General features: G+C 68.6%; 16 protein-coding genes. 6 read left to right on the plus strand and 10 right to left on the minus strand.

All coding sequences use genetic code 11. The annotated features are described in order from the left end of the window. Positions 1-2 precede the first annotated feature (2 nt). From M8R19_RS30600 to imuA, 3 genes are read right to left on the minus strand one after another with little or no spacing between them, the layout of a single operon-like run. The gene (locus M8R19_RS30600) at positions 3-3,077 is read right to left on the minus strand and encodes an error-prone DNA polymerase (RefSeq protein WP_249919841.1); all 3,075 of its coding nucleotides are present in this window, start codon (positions 3,075-3,077) and stop codon (positions 3-5) included. Then, on the minus strand, positions 3,074-4,489 hold the full coding sequence (locus M8R19_RS30605; RefSeq protein WP_249919842.1) for a Y-family DNA polymerase: 1,416 nt from the start codon (positions 4,487-4,489) through the stop codon (positions 3,074-3,076). Before M8R19_RS30605 ends, M8R19_RS30600 begins: the two co-directional genes overlap by 4 nt. 7 nt (positions 4,490-4,496) lie before the next feature. Beyond that, positions 4,497-5,114, minus strand: coding sequence for a translesion DNA synthesis-associated protein ImuA (imuA, locus tag M8R19_RS30610; protein ID WP_249919843.1), 618 nt, complete (start codon positions 5,112-5,114; stop codon positions 4,497-4,499). 401 nt (positions 5,115-5,515) lie between these two features. Between imuA and galU the strand changes: the two genes are divergently transcribed. Continuing rightward, the gene (gene galU, locus M8R19_RS30615) at positions 5,516-6,355 is read left to right on the plus strand and encodes a UTP--glucose-1-phosphate uridylyltransferase GalU (protein WP_009619948.1); all 840 of its coding nucleotides are present in this window, start codon (positions 5,516-5,518) and stop codon (positions 6,353-6,355) included. Between the two features lie 180 nt (positions 6,356-6,535). On the opposite strand, the gene M8R19_RS30620 is transcribed toward galU, so the two are convergent. Continuing rightward, positions 6,536-6,967 (minus strand): VOC family protein, encoded by a 432-nt coding sequence (locus M8R19_RS30620; RefSeq protein ID WP_249919844.1) that lies wholly within the window; start codon positions 6,965-6,967, stop codon positions 6,536-6,538. An 86-nt stretch (positions 6,968-7,053) separates the two neighbouring features. Here M8R19_RS30620 and gorA point away from each other — a divergent pair, with 86 nt between their 5' ends. After that, a complete protein-coding gene (gorA, locus tag M8R19_RS30625; protein WP_249919845.1) occupies positions 7,054-8,409 on the plus strand; it encodes a glutathione-disulfide reductase in 1,356 nt (451 codons plus the stop codon). A 420-nt stretch (positions 8,410-8,829) separates the two neighbouring features. Here the strand turns inward: gorA and M8R19_RS30630 are convergent, their stop codons facing one another. Together M8R19_RS30630 and M8R19_RS30635 are read right to left on the minus strand one after the other, a co-directional pair. Next, positions 8,830-9,834, minus strand: coding sequence for a bile acid:sodium symporter family protein (locus M8R19_RS30630; protein WP_074979706.1), 1,005 nt, complete (start codon positions 9,832-9,834; stop codon positions 8,830-8,832). Positions 9,835-9,974: 140 nt separating this feature from the next. Further along, positions 9,975-10,328, minus strand: a complete 354-nt coding sequence (locus M8R19_RS30635; RefSeq protein WP_116425303.1) for an ACT-like domain-containing protein — start codon at positions 10,326-10,328, stop codon at positions 9,975-9,977. A 132-nt stretch (positions 10,329-10,460) separates the two neighbouring features. Here M8R19_RS30635 and M8R19_RS30640 point away from each other — a divergent pair, with 132 nt between their 5' ends. Then, positions 10,461-10,934, plus strand: coding sequence for an Lrp/AsnC family transcriptional regulator (locus M8R19_RS30640; RefSeq protein ID WP_064582954.1), 474 nt, complete (start codon positions 10,461-10,463; stop codon positions 10,932-10,934). A gap of 41 nt (positions 10,935-10,975) precedes the next feature. On the opposite strand, the gene M8R19_RS30645 is transcribed toward M8R19_RS30640, so the two are convergent. Both M8R19_RS30645 and M8R19_RS30650 read right to left on the minus strand, forming a co-directional pair. Beyond that, positions 10,976-11,482: a DUF1993 domain-containing protein gene (locus tag M8R19_RS30645; RefSeq protein WP_074979646.1), complete on the minus strand. Its 507-nt coding sequence runs from the start codon at positions 11,480-11,482 to the stop codon at positions 10,976-10,978. A 90-nt stretch (positions 11,483-11,572) separates the two neighbouring features. Further along, positions 11,573-12,292, minus strand: coding sequence for an endonuclease (locus M8R19_RS30650; RefSeq protein WP_058072321.1), 720 nt, complete (start codon positions 12,290-12,292; stop codon positions 11,573-11,575). A 145-nt stretch (positions 12,293-12,437) separates the two neighbouring features. Between M8R19_RS30650 and M8R19_RS30655 the strand changes: the two genes are divergently transcribed. After that, entirely contained in the window at positions 12,438-12,782 is a 345-nt protein-coding gene (locus M8R19_RS30655) for a hypothetical protein (RefSeq protein ID WP_061561560.1), read from the plus strand. Positions 12,783-12,985: 203 nt separating this feature from the next. On the opposite strand, the gene M8R19_RS30660 is transcribed toward M8R19_RS30655, so the two are convergent. Both M8R19_RS30660 and M8R19_RS30665 read right to left on the minus strand, forming a co-directional pair. Continuing rightward, positions 12,986-13,162, minus strand: a complete 177-nt coding sequence (locus M8R19_RS30660; protein ID WP_167858368.1) for a hypothetical protein — start codon at positions 13,160-13,162, stop codon at positions 12,986-12,988. Between the two features lie 134 nt (positions 13,163-13,296). After that, entirely contained in the window at positions 13,297-13,614 is a 318-nt protein-coding gene (locus M8R19_RS30665) for a hypothetical protein (RefSeq protein WP_009619967.1), read from the minus strand. Between the two features lie 197 nt (positions 13,615-13,811). Here M8R19_RS30665 and M8R19_RS30670 point away from each other — a divergent pair, with 197 nt between their 5' ends. After that, positions 13,812-14,207, plus strand: coding sequence for a hypothetical protein (locus M8R19_RS30670; RefSeq protein ID WP_043273733.1), 396 nt, complete (start codon positions 13,812-13,814; stop codon positions 14,205-14,207). 225 nt (positions 14,208-14,432) lie between these two features. After that, positions 14,433-15,803 carry a CoA transferase gene (locus tag M8R19_RS30675; protein ID WP_249920255.1) on the plus strand — a complete coding sequence of 457 codons (1,371 nt, stop codon included), beginning with the start codon at positions 14,433-14,435 and terminating at the stop codon, positions 15,801-15,803.

Raw genomic sequence — 15,803 nt, forward strand, 5'->3', positions numbered from 1 at the left:
CACTAGCGGAAATCGCGGCTGGGCACGTCCAGGCCGCTGAGCAGGGGCGTCAGGTCGACCAGTTGCTCGGCGATCACGTGGCGCACGCCGCTCTCGCTTTCCAGCCGGCCGCGCACCTGCAGCAGTTGCGCTTGCAGGAAGACGCGCCGCTGGCGCTCGGCCAGGTCGCGCCAGACCACCACGTTGACCAGGCCGAACTCGTCTTCCAGGGTGACGAAGGTAACGCCGCTGGCGGTCTGCGGCCGCTGCCGGCCGATGACCAGCCCGGCGACGCTGACCGGCCGGCCGTGCTCCAGGCCGGGTAACTCGCGGGAGCTGCGGCAGCGCAGCGCCTTCAACTGGCCGCGCAGCAGGTTCAGCGGGTGCGGGCCGAGGGTGGTGCCCAGGCTGGCGTAGTCGGTGAGCATTTCTTCGCCCAGGCTGGGCAGCGGCAGGCTCACCGCGGTCTCCGTCATCACATCCTGGCCGGCGAACAGCGGTAGCTGCGGCTCCACCCCGGCCACGGCCCAGCGCGCCCGGTGGCGGTGCCCGGCCAGGCCGCGCAGGGCGCCGGCGTCGGCCAGGCGTTCGCGGGCCGCGGCGTCCAGGCCGGCCCGGTAGCTGAGGTCCTCGACGCTTTCGAAGGCCCGTCGCCCGCGGGCCTCGACGATGCGCAGGGCCAGCTCCTCGCGGAAGCCGCGGACCATGCGCAGCCCCAGGCGGATCGCCGGCTGCGCCTCGCCCTTGTTCTCCAGGCTGCAGTCCCAGTGGCTGTAGCGTACGTCCACGGGGCGTACCTCGACACCGTGGCGGCGGGCATCCTGCAGGACCTGGTCGGGGCTGTAGAAGCCCATCGGCCAACTGTTGACCAGGGCGCAGGCGAAGGCTGCCGGCTCGTGGCATTTCAGCCAGCTGCTGGCATAGGTGAGCAGGGCGAAGCTGGCGGCGTGGGACTCGGGGAAGCCATAGCTGCCGAAGCCTTTGATCTGTTCGAAGATGCGCGCGGCGAATTCGGCGGTATAGCCATTCTTCAACATGCCTGCGGTCAGGCGCAGGCGGTGTTTTTCCAGGCCGCCGTGGCGTTTCCAGGCGGCCATGGAGCGGCGCAGGTCGTCGGCTTCGCCGGCGGTGTAGTCGGCGGCCACTACCGCGACCTCCATGACCTGTTCCTGGAACAGCGGCACGCCCAGGGTGCGCCGGAACACCTGTTCCAGGGCCGGCGAGGGATAGGTGATCGGCTCCTCTCCATTACGCCGTCGCAGGTAGGGGTGGACCATGTCGCCCTGTATCGGGCCCGGACGGACGATGGCGACCTCGATCACCAGGTCGTAGAAGGTCTTCGGCCGTAGCCGCGGCAGCATGGCCATCTGTGCGCGGGACTCGATCTGGAACACGCCTATGGCGTCGGCGCGGCTGATCATTTCGTAGGTGGCCGCGTCTTCCGGGGGGATGTTGGCAATGCTCATCGGCGTGCCACGAAGGCGATGCACCAGGTCGAAACAGCGGCGCAGGGCACTGAGCATCCCGAGGGCGAGTACGTCGACCTTGAGCAGCTTCACTGCGTCGATATCGTCCTTGTCCCACTGGATCACGGTGCGTTCGGGCATGGACGCGTTCTCGACCGGGACCAGGCTGGTCAATGGCTGCTCGGAAATGACGAAGCCGCCGGGATGTTGCGACAGGTGGCGGGGAAAGCCGATCAGCTCGGCGGTGAGCGCCAGCACCCTGCGCATGACCGGGCTCTGTGGATCGAAGCCCGCTTCGCGCAGTTGCTCTTCGGGTGGCGTTTGCTCGCTCCAGCGCCCGCAGCATCCGGCCAGGGCGTCCACCTGGTCGGGCGGCAAGCCCAGGGCCTTGGCTATGTCGCGCATGGCGCCTGCGCCGCGGTAGCTGCTGACCACGGCGGTCAGGGCTGCACGCTGGCGGCCATAGCGACGGAAGACGTACTGGATGACCTCTTCGCGCCGCTCGTGCTCGAAGTCGACGTCGATGTCCGGCGGCTCGTTGCGTTCGCGGGAGATGAAGCGGCCGAAAAGCAGCTTGCTGCGCGATGGGTCCAGTTCGGTGATGCCCAGGGCGAAGCACACCGCGGAGTTGGCAGCCGAGCCACGTCCCTGGCAGAGAATGCCCTGGCTGCGGGCGAACTGGACGATGTCGTGGACCGTGAGGAAGTAGTTCTCGTACTCCAGTTCGGCGATCAGCAGCAGCTCCTTGCCGATGCGTTTGAGCACCTTCTTCCGCGCCCCCTCAGGCCAGCGCCTGCGGATGCCGGCATAGGTCATCTGGCACAGCCAGGACTTCGGCGTATGCCCCTCGGGCACCAGTTCGCGGGGATACTGGTAGCGCAGTTGCTCGAAATCGAAACTGCAGCGCCCCGCGATCCGCACCGTCTCCTCCAGCAACGGCGCCGGATACAACTCGGCCAACACTTCCCGCGGGCGCAGGTGGCGTTCGCCGTTGGGAAACAGGTAGGCGCCGGCCTCGCTGACCGGCAGGTGCTGACGGATGGCCGTCATGCAGTCCTGCAGGGCGCGGCGGCCGCGGCTGTGCATGTGCACGTCGCCGCAGGCCACGGCGGCGATGCCATGGCGGGTGGCCTGGGCCAGCAGGGCTTGCAGGCGGGCGCTGTCATCCGCGCCGCGGTGCAGCTCGACGCCTAGCCAGAGGCGTTGCGGGAAGCGTTCGCGCAGCCAGGTTCCGTCGGTATCCGTTGGCGCGTCGGGCAGCCAGATCGCCAGCAGGCCCTCCAGGTCGGCCTGCAGGTCTTCGCGCAGCAGGCGGTAGCTGCCCTTTTCGGCCCGGCGCCGGGCGTGGGTGATGAGCCGGCAGAGGTTCTGGTAGCCGGCGAGGTTCTCGGCCAGCAGCACCAGCTTGGGGCCGGCCTCGATGCGCACCTCGCTGCCGACGATCAGCGCCAGCTTGCATTCCTTCGCCGCCTGCCAGGCGCGGACGATGCCGGCCAGGCTGCATTCGTCGGTGATCGCCAGGGCGCGGTAGCCCAGGCGCGCGGCGTGTTCGAAGAGCTCGCTGGCGCTGGAGGCGCCGCGCTGGAAACTGAAGTTCGACAGGCAGTGCAGCTCGGCGTAGGCGGGAGTCATGCGAACCAGCCGTGGATCAGCCACGGCCCCTCGCTGCCGACCTCGCGGTAGACCCAGGCCTGCTGGCCGGCGCGGGTCTGCACCCGGTAGTAGTCGCGGCGCGGGTCGGCGCCGTCCCACCAGCCGGACTCGATGCGCTCCGGCCCGGCGAGCACCCTGGGCAGGCTTTCGCGCAGCGCCTGTGGCTGCAACAGCAGCCACCCGGGGCGCGGCCCGCAGGGCGGCAAGGGCAGGGCGCGCGGGCTTTCCCGGGGTTGCCAGGCCTGCTCCGGGCGGTGCTCGGCGAGGGCGCCCAGGCCATGCACGGCCTCGTCGCCAAGGCGCGCGCGCAGGCGTTCGCGCAACTGCTCCCAGGGCTGCGTCTGCTGGGGGCGCTCGTCGAACAGCTGGCGCCGTTCGGGGGCGAAGGGTGGCAGGTCGTCGGCCTGCAGGCGCACGGCGTGTACCGCGGCGGGCAACTGCAAATGTTCCAGGCGGCCGCGGCTCAGCTCGAAGAGCATGGCAGGCTCGCGTTCGGCGCTGAGCAGGCCGACCGGCATGCAGGTGTCGCTGCGGCCGTGGTGCTCCAGATACAGCTCGAAGCGCTGCACGCCGCTATCGCGCCCGGCGAGGAAGGCGGCGAGGTCGCCGGTCAGGCGACGCAGGGGGAAGAGCAGGGCCTGGGTCGATTCGACGTCGAAGTTCAGCTCGATGCGGCTTTCGAAGCGCTCCGGCGGCCGGTAGAAGTCCAGGGCCAGCGGCCGCTGGCCGAGCAGGCTGTCGACCTGCCGCAGCAGTTCCGCCGGAAAGCGCCGGGCCAAACCATCGCGGGGCAGGGCGAGCAGTTGCTGCAGGCTGCGCAGGCCCATGCGCGCCAGGCTGGCCACGCTTTCCCGGGGCAGCCCGCAGCGCTCCAGGGGCAGGCGGCCGAGGGCGCTGCGCAGGGCTTGCGGCCGTTCCACCAGCAGGCCGTCGCCGACATTGACCAGTACCCGCGCGGCGGCGGGATTGGGCGCCACGCCGATGCGGTGGCTGAAGCCCAGGGCCCGCAGTTCCTCGCGCAGGCGGGCCTCGAAGCGCGGCCAGGGGCCGAACAGCGCCAGGCTGGAGGCGACCTCCAGCAGCAGCGCGCGCGGGTAATGCTGGCTGACCTGGGAGCTGAAGCCGTAGGCCCAGGCGGCGAGCAGGTCCTGGCTGCGCTGGATGGCCGCCTGGTCGTACTCGGCGCAGTCGAAATCGCGGCACAGGGCGCGCGCCGCGGTCAGCGACAGGCCGGGGCGCAGACCGAGCCGGCGGGCCGCCGGGTTGACCGCCTGCAGCACGCGCCGCTGCGGCGGGCCGGCGAGCAGGGCGAGGGGCGCCTCGGGATCGCTGCGCTGGCGCAGGGCGGCGTCCATGGCCAGCTGTGGCAGGAGAATGCAGGCCCAGAGCATGGCGACCTCAGTTCAGGGCAGCCAGCGGCAGGGGATTGGCCGGAGCGAGGCCGCCACGGCACTTGAGCACCCGCAGCTGTGCCGGGCGGGCTTCGAGGGCCATGCGTAGGGCAGCTGGCGAGGGGTTGAGCGCCTCGCGCAGCGGGCGGAAGGCGAAGGCCAGCGTCTGGCCGCTTTCCGCCGCCACCTGCAGGCGGCGCAGGGCGCGGTCGTCGGCCTGCTGCGGCCAGCACAGCACGGCGCCGCAGCAGCCCGAACGCAGGCATTGCTCGGTCGCCCAGAGCGCATCGCGGCCGCTGGCCTCGACCCACACCAGGTGTTGCAAGTCGACGCCGGCCGCCAGCCAGGCGCGGGGGTAGGGAATGTGCGGCGGCGCCACCAGCACCACGCGCTCGCCGGCGCGGCTCAAGCGCGCCAGGGTTGGCCAGAGCAGTTGCAGCTCACCGATGCCCTCGGCGCCATGGAGAATCTCGCTCAGCGCCGCCTCCGGCCAGCCGCCGCCGGGCAGCAGGGCGTCCAGCCGGGCGTGACCGGTGGGCTGGGCCGCGCTGGGCGCGGTGCCGGCCTGGCCTTTCCAGACGCGTCGCTGGTCGAGCAGCGCGCCCAGGTCTACGGCGAGGCCCATGGTCGGCACCGGTGGTGGGAAAGGCGGAAGCAGCGCAAGATGGAATCTCAAAATACTGTATGAAAATACAGTATCTGGTCTCGTCCCTATCCGGTCAATACGGCCGGATCGCTCCGCCGCGACGATCCGCCGGAAGGCTGAGCCAGGTCAGCCCGGGGCGTGGCGGTGTCCTTCAGAGTGTGTAGGTCGAGGCCGACAGACGGTCGCCGAGGGCAGCCGGTGCTGACTTTTTGCCAGTATCGGCCGAACTTGCCGGCGCCACGGCGGTCTGACTACCCGTTGCCCATCTCCCGACGGGCCTGCGCCTCCGCTGGCGGGCGCGCAGCGTGGGCATTGTAAGCCGCTCGCGGGCTCATTAGACTGCGCGCCATTCACACCCTCGTTCATGTCGAAGGACTTCCATGATCAAGAAATGTCTGTTCCCGGCTGCCGGCTACGGCACCCGCTTCCTTCCGGCCACCAAGGCCATGCCCAAGGAAATGCTGCCGATCGTCAACAAGCCGCTGATCCAGTACGGCGTCGAAGAGGCGCTGGAAGCCGGGCTGTCGGAGATCGGCATTGTCACCGGCCGCGGCAAGCGTTCGCTGGAAGACCATTTCGACATCAGCTACGAGCTGGAAACCCAGATCCGCAACACCGACAAGGAAAAGTACCTGGTCGGTATCCGCCGCCTGATCGACGAGTGCACCTTCTCCTACACCCGTCAGATCGAGATGAAGGGCCTGGGCCACGCCATCCTCACCGGCCGCCCGCTGATCGGCGACGAACCCTTCGCCGTGGTCCTGGCCGACGACCTCTGCCTGAACCTGGAAGGCGATAGCGTCCTGAAGCAGATGGTCAAGCTGTACAACCAGTTCCGCTGCTCCATCGTGGCCATCCAGGAAGTGCCGCCGGAAGAGACCAACAAGTACGGCGTGATCGCCGGCGAGATGATCCGCGACGACATCTACCGCGTGAACAACATGGTCGAGAAGCCCAAGCCGGAAGAAGCGCCGTCGAACCTGGCGATCATCGGCCGCTACATCCTGACCCCGGACATCTTCGAGCTGATCGAGCAGACCGAGCCGGGCAAGGGTGGCGAGATCCAGATCACCGACGCCCTGATGAAGCAGGCCCAGGATGGCTGCGTGCTGGCCTACAAGTTCAAGGGCAAGCGCTTCGACTGCGGTAGCGCCGAGGGCTACATCGAGGCGACCAACTTCTGCTACGAGAACCTCTACAAGACCGGCAAGGCCTGGTAACCCCAGCGCGTTCCCGGTCCGTCGAAGAAGCCACCCGCGGGTGGCTTCTTCGTTTCCGGCCTCTGCACGATCCGTGGGCTTTTCGTAGGAGCGAGGGGGACGCCTAGTTCTTGCTCGCGAACGCTCTTTCCGGTGCATGGGCGGTTCGCGAGCAAGCTCGCTCCTACAAACGCTGCCAGGCTATGGCGCTTGCGGGATCGGCATGTCTTCCGAGCCCGGCCCCAGGGGTTGGCCGTAGCTGAACTCGACGTAATTGCCTGATGGATCCCTGAGGCCACAGTAATAGCCAACAGGGTAGGGCTCCTGGCGCGGCGCCCAGATCAGGCAGCCGGCGCGCTCGGCCTCGGCGGCGATGGCGTCGACCTTCTCGTGGCTGTCCACCGCGAAGCCGAAGTGGCTGTAGTCGTCGCTGGCCAGGTGGCGGGCCTCGCCGCCGGGCATGATGACGAAGATGAACTGGTGCTCCTTGCCCGGCTCGGCCATCCACACAATGCGCGAGCCCTTGCCCTCGCGCTGGTGGATCATGCGCATGCCGCAGAAGCGTTCGTAGAAGGCGATGCAGGCCTCCAGGTCCGGTACGTGCAGGGCCAGGTGGGTCAGGGTCGGGCGCATGGCGGCTTCCTCCTGTGGGCTCTGCTGGCAGGATAGGCCAGCGGTGATGAGGTATGCTGCCGGGCATCTGCCAGTGGAGAACGACGATGGCTTTCGATTTCGACCTGTTCGTGATTGGCGCGGGTTCCGGCGGCGTGCGCGCCGCGCGGTTCGCCGCGGGGTTCGGTGCGCGCGTGGCGGTGGCCGAGAGCCGCTACCTGGGCGGCACCTGCGTGAACGTCGGCTGCGTGCCGAAGAAACTGCTGGTGTACGGCGCGCACTTCCACGAGGACTTCCAGCAGGCCGCCGGCTTCGGCTGGAGCCTGGGCGAGGCGCGCTTCGACTGGCCGACCCTGATCGCCAACAAGAACCGCGAGATCCACCGCCTCAACGGCATCTACCGCAACCTGCTGGTGAACAGCGGGGTGAGCCTGCTCGAAGGCCACGCGCGCCTGGTCGACGCCCACACCGTGGAAGTCGACGGCCAGCGCTTCCGCGCCGCCAACATCCTCATCGCCACCGGCGGCTGGCCCCAGGTGCCGGACATCCCCGGCAAGGAGCACGTCATCACCTCCCAGGAGGCCTTCTTCCTGCCGCAGCTGCCGCGCCGGGTGCTGGTGGTGGGCGGCGGCTACATCGCCGTGGAGTTCGCCTCGATCTTCCACGGCCTGGGCGCGCAGACCAGCCTGCTGTACCGCCGCGAGCTGTTCCTGCGCGGCTTCGACCGCAGCGTGCGCGAGCACCTGCGCGACGAACTGACGAAGAAGGGCCTGGACCTGCAGTTCAACGCCGACATCGCGCGCATCGACAAGCAGGCCGACGGCAGCCTGCTGGCGACACTCAAGGATGGCCGCCTGCTGGAGGCCGACTGCGTGTTCTACGCCACCGGCCGCCGGCCGATGCTCGACGGCCTGGGGCTGGAGAACGTCGATGTAGCCTTGAGCGACAAGGGCTTCGTCAAGGTCGACGAGGCCTACCGCACCAGCGAGCCGTCGATCCGCGCCATCGGCGACGTCATCGGCCGCGTGCAGCTGACGCCGGTGGCCCTGGCCGAGGGCATGGCCGTGGCGCGCCACCTGTTCCGCCCCGAGGAATACCGGCCGGTGGATTACAAGCTGATCCCCACGGCGGTGTTCAGCCTGCCGAACATCGGCACCGTCGGCCTCACCGAGGACGAGGCGCGCGCCGCCGGGCACCGCGTCAAGCTGTTCGAGAGCCGCTTCCGCGCGCTCAAGCTGACCCTCACCGAATCCCAGGAAAAGACCCTGATGAAGCTGATCGTCGACGCCGACAGCGACCAGGTGCTGGGCTGCCACATGGTCGGCCCGGAGGCCGGCGAGATCCTCCAGGGCATCGCCGTGGCGCTCAAGGCCGGGGCCACCAAGCGCGTGTTCGACGAGACCATCGGCATCCACCCGACGGCGGCCGAGGAATTCGTCACCATGCGTTCGCCGGTGGCCTGATCTCGTAGGATGGTGCTCCTCCTGCCATGTAGGAGTAACTGTCTTGCGGCCCACGCCGAGATGCTCTTCGTAGGAGCGAGCTTGCTCGCGAACCGCATGGCACCACGTTTGTTCGCGAGCAAGCTCGCTCCTACGAAAAGAGTTGCCAACAGGTAGTGTAGGAGCGGGCCCTGCCCGCGATTCGCGCGCAGGGCGCGCTCCTACAGGTTGCCGTGAAGCCTGGCATGCTCACCCGTAGGAGCGGATTCATCCGCGATTACGCCGGCAAGGCCGGCGTCTGGCCGATCGCGGACGGAGTCCGCTCCTACACCTTCCGGCAAATATGACACTCCGTAGGATGGGTTGAGCGAAGCGATACCCATCGCCGTGGCCGCATGGGTTTCGCCAAGGCTCAACCCATCCTGCGAAAAGCGCCTCGGCTCAGCGCGACTGCGCCACCTGCGCCGCCGCTGCGCTTTCCTGCTGGCGCTTGGCGTAGCGCTGGGCCAGCACCGCGCAGACCATCAGCTGGATCTGGTGGAAGAGCATCAGCGGCAGCAGGATCACGCCGATGCTGCCGGTGGCGAACAGCACCTGGGCCATGGGCACGCCGGTGGCCAGGCTCTTCTTCGAGCCGCAGAAGACGATGGTGATCTCGTCCTCCTTGTTGAAGCCCAGGCGCCGGCTGAGCTGGCTGGTGGCCAGCAGCGCCAGGGCCAGCAGGATGCAGCACACCACCACCAGGCCGGCCAGCGCGGTCAGCGGCACCTGGTGCCACAGGCCCTGGATCACCGCGGCGCTGAAGGCGGTGTAGACCACCAGCAGGATCGAGCCCTGGTCGACGTAGCGCAGCACCGGCTTGTGCCGGTCCACCCAGCCGCCGATCACGCCGCGCAGGGCCTGGCCGGCGATGAAGGGCACCAGCAGTTGCAGGGTGATCTTGCCGATGGCGTCGAGGGTGGAGACGCCGGTGTCGCCATGCACGCCCAGCAGCAGCTGGACCAGCAGCGGGGTGAGGAAGATGCCGATCAGGCTGGAGGCCGAGGCGCTGCACACCGCCGCCGGGATGTTGCCGCGGGCCAGCGAGGTGAAGGCGATGGACGACTGCACGGTGGCCGGCAGGGCGCACAGGTACAGCAGGCCCAGGTACAGGTCCGGCGTCACCAGCGGCGAGAGTACCGGCTTGAGCGCCAGGCCGAGGATCGGGAAGAGGATGAAGGTGCAGGCGAACACCAGCAGGTGCAGGCGCCAGTGGGTGGCGCCGGCGATGATGGCCTGGCGCGACAGCTTGGCGCCGTGCAGGAAGAACAGCAGGCCGATGGCCAGGTTGGTGATCCAGCCGAAGGCGGTGGCCACCTGCCCCTGGCAGGGCAGCAGGCTGGCGATGGCCACGGTGGCGACCAGGGCCAGGGTGAAGTTGTCGGGGAGCAGACGTGGGCGAGCCATGGCGATCATCTCGGGCAAGGTACGAAGAATGCGGTCGCCGTCTCTGACGGACGGACGACGGTTCCGACTCTATGCCCGCGGTGGCCTTCCGGCTAACGCGAGAAAGCCAGCCTGTATCGCTGAACGGACAGATCGCTCCGTCAGCAGCCGCTGAACGCCAATTCCACCGTCGCCACGCTGACCAGCGAGCGCATGCGCTCGGCCATCACCTCGCCACGCTGCTCCGGCATACCCGCGATGCGCAGGTCCACCTGCAGCCATTCACCCGCCTGCACGGCATGCACTTCGGCCGGCAGCCAGCCCTGCAGGGCGAACAAGTTCAGCAGCTTGCACAGCACGTTGGCATCGGCTTCGGCGCGGATGGCGAAGTGCGCCTGGCGCGCCATATCGGCCGGGCGGCGGGTCCAGCCGTCGGGGCGTTCGGCGGGAGCGGCGTCGAGCAGGCTGGCGGGCAGGGCGGTGGTGCTGCTGGGCAGGGAAACGGCTTGGTTCATGGCGGGTGACCGGCAAGGCTGGGAGGTGGCTCATTGTCGGTGGCCCAAGCGGGTTTTGCTTTGCGGAATGGACGCCAAGGTCGGTAGTTTTGGAATAGACTATGCGCGAATTTATGGATTGGAGAATAAATCATGCCAATCGAGCTGGATGCCTACGACAAGCGCATCCTCGCCCTGCTGCAGGAGGAGGCGACCCTCTCCACCGCCGAGATCGCCGAGCGCATCGGACTGTCGCAGTCACCGTGCTGGCGGCGTATCCAGCGCCTGAAGGAAGAAGGGGTGATCCGCCGCCAGGTGACCCTGCTGGACCGCAAGAAGATCGGCCTGAACGCACAGATATTCGCCCAGGTGAAGCTGAACACCCACGGCCGCAACAACCTCACCGAGTTCGCCGCGGCCATCCGCGAGTTCCCAGAGGTGCTGGAATGCCATGTGCTGATGGGCGCGGTGGACTTCATGCTGCGCATCGTCACCGAGGACATCGAGGCCTATGAGCGCTTCTTCTTCGAGCGCCTGTCGCAGGTGCCGGGCATCCAGGAGATCAACTCCATAGTCGCGCTGTCGGAGATCAAGTCGACCACCAGCCTGCCGCTGCCGGGACGCTGACGGGAGGAGGGCGCCGGCCTGGCCGGCGCCCGCGGGCGGGCTCAGGCGCCGCCGAGGAAGTCCATCTTGCCCAGCTCCACGCCGTTGTGGCGGAGGATGGCGTAGGCGGTGGTGACGTGGAAGTAGAAGTTGGCGTTGGCGAAGCCGAGCAGGAAGTCCAGGCCCTTGAACTGCAGCTCGCGGCTCGGCGTCTTGATGTGGATGTCGCGGTTCTCGGCGCCTTCGAACTGCTCGGGCTTGAAGCCCTTGAGGTAGTCGACGGTCTTCGCGATGCGCGCCTGCAGGTCGGCGAAGCTCTGTTCGTCGTCGGCGTAGCTGGGAATCTCCACGCCGGCCAGGCGGGCGGCGCAGCCCTTGGCGGCGTCGCTGGCGATCTGCACCTGGCGCGTCAGCGGGAACATGTCCGGGGCCAGGCGGGCGTTCAGCAGCACCGTCGGGTCGATGGACCTGGCTTGGGCATGGGCCTCGGCCTTGGCCAGGATGGCCGAGAGGTTGCCGAGCATGCGGATGAACACCGGAACGGAAATCTGGTAGATCGACAGGGACATGCGAGGTACTCCAGACAGGGAAAATGAGGCCTGCGCGACAGGGCGCGCCCGCTGAGTCTACTGCCGGGCGCGGCGGCCGTCGCCTGGCTTTCAGCGCCCGGCGACGCTGCCCGCGCTGCCGCAGCCCTGCAGGTCGATCTTGCCCACGTATGGATTGCCCCAGCCCATCACGCAGCCGACCATCTGGTTGCGCTGGCGCTCCCAGCTTTCCACCGGGTACTGCTTGCTCCAGGCCTGGTACAGCTGGCGGTCCTGCCTGGACAGCCTCAGGCCGTAGCGGTCGCTCATGTAGAAGTAGGTGCGGGCGATCATCCCGCGGATCTGCGGGCGCGGCATGGCCTTCTTCGCCTTGAAGTCGATGACCATCGGGCAGGCGCCATACTGCGGCGCCTGCTGCGGCAGCCAGCCGTAGCCGAAGTTGTTGCGGTCGCCGTTGACCTCGCCGATGCTCGGCACCAGGTTGAACAGGTCGGCCTCGGCGCGTTGGTACACCGGGTCGTGCCGCGAGCAGTTGCTGCGCCCGCCGCTCTGCCAGCACTGGCGCTGGTGGCCGATGACCCAGGCCGGGACTATGTGCTCCCACTCGATGCGCCCGGCGCGCTTGGCGTTCTTGCGCGGCACGTAGCCGCAACTGGCCAGGTCGACGCGGTTGCCCTTGTAGCGGCAGCCGCAATAGAACTCCACCGACTGGCGGGCATAGAGCTTCCAGCCGATCTTCTTGGCTTCCTGGAAGGTGCGCGGGGCGGCGGCGGAGGCGGCCAGGGGCAGGACCGCGAGCAAGAGGAACAGTGCTTGGCGACGAATATTCATCAGAAACTTCTTTCAGAAATCGTCGCATCTTACTGATATGAAACGATCTGCCAATCGTGGCAATCGAATGGCAAGGAACAGGTGCGTAGGAAACTGGAGTTGTTAGACTGGGAACATTTCCAGCCTAACCGGAGGTTCAGCCAGCATGACCCGCATGAAGAGCCGAGCGCTTTGCGGCCTGCTCGCCAGCCTGGTGGCCGGGGTGGCGCTGGCCGGCCAGCCGCCGGTGCGCAGCATCGAGCGCATCTATGTCAGCCCTGGTGCCAGCGGCAGCATCGACAGCTCGTCCAGCGTGCAGCGCTATGACGGCTACGGCGGCGTCCAGGTTCCGCGCAGCTACGAACAGGGCTCCAGCCGGGTGATCATCGACAACAGCGGCGGTGGCACCAACGGTGGCATCCGCCAGAGCATCGAATACCCCAATGGCGTGCAGTTCGACGTCACGCCGGGGACGACGCGTTCGAACGGGCAGCGGCAGTCGTATCCCTGAGGGAGTGGCGTTCGCGGGGCATGGCCGGCCTGGCGGCCGGATCGCGGATGAATCCGCTCCTACGTTGCCGGCTGCGCCGAGGTGCTTTTCGTAGGATGGGTTACATCGCGATCACGCGTGGTATGTGGGATGGTGTAGGAGCGGACTCCGTCCGCGATTCGCGCGCAGGGCGCGCTCCTACAAGGGCTCGGTGCCGCGAAGGCTCAGGACTCCTTGCGCACCAGGCGCGACTTGCTCAGCCCACCCTTGCAGTAGAAGGGGCCGGTGTCGCCGCGCAGGTGGTAGAGGGTGGCGAGGAAGGCGGAACTGGTGCGGCCGACGGAGAGGCTGCGAAGTTTGTGGTAGGCCCACAGCCAGTCCTCGGGGAGCGTCTTGCTCATGGACTCGTCCTTGATTCAGCGTGCTGGTGCGAAACTGCCCCAAGGACATTAGTGGCCGAACCCCCGGTGCGCAAGTCCGGCCGCTCTGCGGCAAGCCTTTGCGGCCTTTTGCCATCCCCGCGGAGGGGGAGGTCTCAGGCCCCCGCCGCCTCGCTGTGGGCCTCCTCCACGTATTCCTTCAGCCAGCGCAGCACCTGCACCGCCTCCCAGCGCGTGGGGTCGAACATGGCGTAGGCCTGGCCCTGGTAGCCCACCACGTCCAGCGGGCGGTGGTAGCCGGCGCGCTGCAGCAGCGCCTCGATCTCGGCGAAGCAGGTGTTGAAGTGGGTGCGCGAGAAGGGCGTCTTGCCCTCGGTGACCAGGCCCTCGAGGTGCAACTCGGCGACCGCTTCGCTGACTTCCTCCACGCCCATGTGGTTCACGGTGTATTTCATCTGGCGGATGTCCACCATCGCTTTCGCTCCTGTTCGGGTCCTTGCCTGCCACCTGTTGCCAGGGTGCCTTTCGTCGATGACAGAAGCATAATCGAAAAATACTGTATGCATGAACAGTATTTTGTGGCTACCATGGTTTCGCTGGCTCACAGAATCCATGGCCGCCGCGAAACCGGGCCCCGCCCCGCGGCGACGACGAAGAAGAGGAACGCGTGATGAAGCAAGTCAAAGCCCTGCTGGTGCTCGCCCTCCTGGCCCTGCTCGGCGGCTGCGCCCAGCCGCCGGCGGAAGGCCCCAAGGCCAATGGCGCCTACCTGGTGATCGATGGCCGCGAGGCCTGGGCGGTGCTGGTGGCCGACGGCAAGCGCGTGGAGGAACACGGCATCGTGCGCGACGCCATCCGCGTGCCGCGCTCGCGCTCGGCGATGGTGGCCAGCTATGTGATCGACACGCCCAACTGCGGGCGCCTGCAGACGCTGACCGAGGTGTACGACGACGGCACCGGCGCCACCCGCCTGCTGAGCGTGGGCGAGGAGGGCGGCGACCTGTCCGCCTGCCGCATCCGCGACGACCTCAGCCGTGCCTGGACGGCGCTGGATTATTCCGGCTGAGCCCGAGTTTCTTCACGAAATTTTCACGCGCGTGGGGCGATGGTAGGCACATTGCTAAAGGACTAGCGCCCCAATAAAGAACCCGCCATCGGCGGGTTTTTTATTGCCCGCGATTCCTCTGCGGCGAAAGGCCGGCTCGCGGCGGCGCGGCGGGCGGGCTAAGGTTGCCTGGCGGGTCCGTTTCACGGACTTCTTCAGACGAGGTGCAGCATGCTCGCCAGCCAGATGACCAGGGCCCTGTGGCAGGCCCTGGAAGAGAACGCGGCCCTGCCCGCGTCCCTGTCCTTCCAGGCCGAGGGCGGGCTGCCCTCGACCTTCGCCGTCACCGACCTCGCTGGCGCCTCCATCGCCACGGCCGGCCTGGCCGCCGCGGCCTTGCTCAAGCGCGCCGGCCAGTCGCCGAGGGCGCTGCAGGTGGACCGCCGCCTGGCGTCCTTCTGGTTCGCCTGGACGCTGCGGCCCCAGGGCTGGGCGCTGCCGCCCATGTGGGGCGACATCGCCGGCGACTATGCCACCCGCGACGGCTGGATCCGCCTGCACACCAACGCCCCGCACCACCGCGCCGCCGTGGTGCGGGTGCTGGGCCCGGTCGCCAGCCGCGAAGAGGCGGCGGCCCGCGTCGCCACCTGGAACAAGGCCGAACTGGAGCATGCGGTAGTGGCTACCGGTGGTTGCGCCGCCGAAATGCGCTCCATCGACGAATGGAAGGCGCACCCCCAGGGCCAGGCCCTGGCGGAGCAGGACCTGATCTGGAGCCAGGACCAGGCCATCGCCCCCGCGCCGGCCTGGGCCCTGACGGCGGAACGGCCGCTGGCCGGGGTGCGGGTACTGGACCTCACCCGGGTGCTCGCCGGGCCGGTGGCCAGCCGCTTCCTCGCCGGGCTCGGCGCCGAGGTGCTGCGCATCGATCCGCCGGGCTGGGACGAGCCCGGGGTGATTCCCGAGGTCTGCCTGGGCAAGCGCTGCGCGCGCCTGGACCTGAAGGACCCGCCCGGGCGCGAGCGCTTCGAGGAACTGCTGCGCCACGCCGACGTGCTGATCCACGGCTACCGCGGCGACGCCCTGGAAAACCTCGGCTTCGACGCCGAAGTGCGCCAGGACCTGGCCCCGGGGCTGGTCGACGTGAGCCTGAACGCCTACGGCTGGAGCGGCCCCTGGCGCAACCGCCGCGGCTTCGACAGCCTGGTGCAGATGAGCACCGGCATCGCCGAGGCCGGCATGCGCTGGCGCCAGGCCGACAAACCGGTGCCGCTGCCGGTGCAGGCCCTGGACCACGCCACCGGCTACCTGATGGCCGCCGCCGCGCTCTGCGGCCTGGGCCGGCGCCTGGCCAGCGGGCGCGGCAGCACCTGGCGCCTGTCGCTGGCGCGCACCGCGCAGTTCCTGGTGGAGCAGGGGATGCAGGCCGATGCCCTGCCGGCGCTGGCCGGGGAGGCGCCGGCCGACCTCGACCCGGCCATCGAGGCCACCGCCTGGGGCCCGGCGCAGCGCCTGCGCCCGCCATTGCTGCTGGAAGGTACGCCGCTGCAATGGGCCTTGCCGGCGGCGGCGCTGGGTTCGTCGAAGCCGTACTGGGCCTTCGAGCAGGGCGCCTGA

It is taken from the genome of Pseudomonas sp. R3.Fl (assembly GCF_023516765.1).
GTDB lineage: Bacteria > Pseudomonadota > Gammaproteobacteria > Pseudomonadales > Pseudomonadaceae > Pseudomonas > Pseudomonas citronellolis.

Coding starts and splice junctions, on each gene's coding strand:
- M8R19_RS30600 (WP_249919841.1), bottom strand. CDS start 3,077: ATGACTCCCGCCTACGCCGAGCTGCACTGCCTGTCGAACTTCAGTTTC.
- M8R19_RS30605 (WP_249919842.1), bottom strand. CDS start 4,489: ATGCTCTGGGCCTGCATTCTCCTGCCACAGCTGGCCATGGACGCCGCC.
- imuA (WP_249919843.1), bottom strand. CDS start 5,114: ATGGGCCTCGCCGTAGACCTGGGCGCGCTGCTCGACCAGCGACGCGTC.
- galU (WP_009619948.1), top strand. CDS start 5,516: ATGATCAAGAAATGTCTGTTCCCGGCTGCCGGCTACGGCACCCGCTTC.
- M8R19_RS30620 (WP_249919844.1), bottom strand. CDS start 6,967: ATGCGCCCGACCCTGACCCACCTGGCCCTGCACGTACCGGACCTGGAG.
- gorA (WP_249919845.1), top strand. CDS start 7,054: ATGGCTTTCGATTTCGACCTGTTCGTGATTGGCGCGGGTTCCGGCGGC.
- M8R19_RS30630 (WP_074979706.1), bottom strand. CDS start 9,834: ATGGCTCGCCCACGTCTGCTCCCCGACAACTTCACCCTGGCCCTGGTC.
- M8R19_RS30635 (WP_116425303.1), bottom strand. CDS start 10,328: ATGAACCAAGCCGTTTCCCTGCCCAGCAGCACCACCGCCCTGCCCGCC.
- M8R19_RS30640 (WP_064582954.1), top strand. CDS start 10,461: ATGCCAATCGAGCTGGATGCCTACGACAAGCGCATCCTCGCCCTGCTG.
- M8R19_RS30645 (WP_074979646.1), bottom strand. CDS start 11,482: ATGTCCCTGTCGATCTACCAGATTTCCGTTCCGGTGTTCATCCGCATG.
- M8R19_RS30650 (WP_058072321.1), bottom strand. CDS start 12,292: ATGAATATTCGTCGCCAAGCACTGTTCCTCTTGCTCGCGGTCCTGCCC.
- M8R19_RS30655 (WP_061561560.1), top strand. CDS start 12,438: ATGACCCGCATGAAGAGCCGAGCGCTTTGCGGCCTGCTCGCCAGCCTG.
- M8R19_RS30660 (WP_167858368.1), bottom strand. CDS start 13,162: ATGAGCAAGACGCTCCCCGAGGACTGGCTGTGGGCCTACCACAAACTT.
- M8R19_RS30665 (WP_009619967.1), bottom strand. CDS start 13,614: ATGGTGGACATCCGCCAGATGAAATACACCGTGAACCACATGGGCGTG.
- M8R19_RS30670 (WP_043273733.1), top strand. CDS start 13,812: ATGAAGCAAGTCAAAGCCCTGCTGGTGCTCGCCCTCCTGGCCCTGCTC.
- M8R19_RS30675 (WP_249920255.1), top strand. CDS start 14,433: ATGACCAGGGCCCTGTGGCAGGCCCTGGAAGAGAACGCGGCCCTGCCC.